Here is a 635-nt window from a genome sequence, read left to right as displayed (position 1 = left end):
TGGTCGTGAAGAACCCCACTCCTTACCCGGTCGGCCGCGACGGCCAGACGGTGCGATCCGTACGGATCGCACCGTCACCTCTCATTCTGATTGCCGCTCAACTTCCACCCTGATCGCCGCGCCTTACGATCCCCTCGCTTAACAGCACGTGATGGATCCAGAACCCATCCAGTCCCGCCTCCTGAACAGTGATGATCGGAACCATCTGACCGGTTCGCGCGCGCGCTTTCTCCTGCAGCTGCGCAAACCGCATCAGCAGGCCGGCCACATCGCCGCCCCGCACGCTGTGCCTGGACATCGTCTCGCCGGCCCCGGGCGACAGAGAGGTGATCAGCCACACCGAAGACTCAGTTCCAGGGAGACGAAGATTGCGCCAAGATGGGTGCGGATAGCGGTTTGCTCAAATCGGGGCTCAACGGACATCGGTTGGTCTCCAGCGTGAGTGGATACAGCAACCTCACTCTGCCAGAGAGTGGACCGCTATCCACCCGCATAGGATCTGTAGTGCTAGAGGCTGATGAGCAATTATCTTTCCTTTCGCGTGAGGCGGCGCAGCAGAATGCGGCTCATGGCGAGGTAAAGCAGCATCTCGCCGGTCTCGACCAGGCGTTCGTAGTCCTTGGCCAGCCGCCGGT

The 635-nt window shown here is 61.3% G+C and carries 1 pseudogene; it reads right to left on the bottom strand.

The window, feature by feature from the left end:
- Positions 1–127 precede the first annotated feature (127 nt).
- Positions 128–423 (bottom strand): annotated as a pseudogene (locus tag OCW50_RS33145) (IS110 family transposase); the annotation flags it as partial.
- Between the last annotated feature and the right edge of the window lie 212 nt (positions 424–635).

It is taken from the genome of Microvirga sesbaniae (genome assembly GCF_025460805.1).
Classification (GTDB): Bacteria; Pseudomonadota; Alphaproteobacteria; order Rhizobiales; family Beijerinckiaceae; genus Microvirga; species Microvirga sesbaniae.
This window is presented reverse-complemented; position numbering and strand designations above follow the sequence as displayed.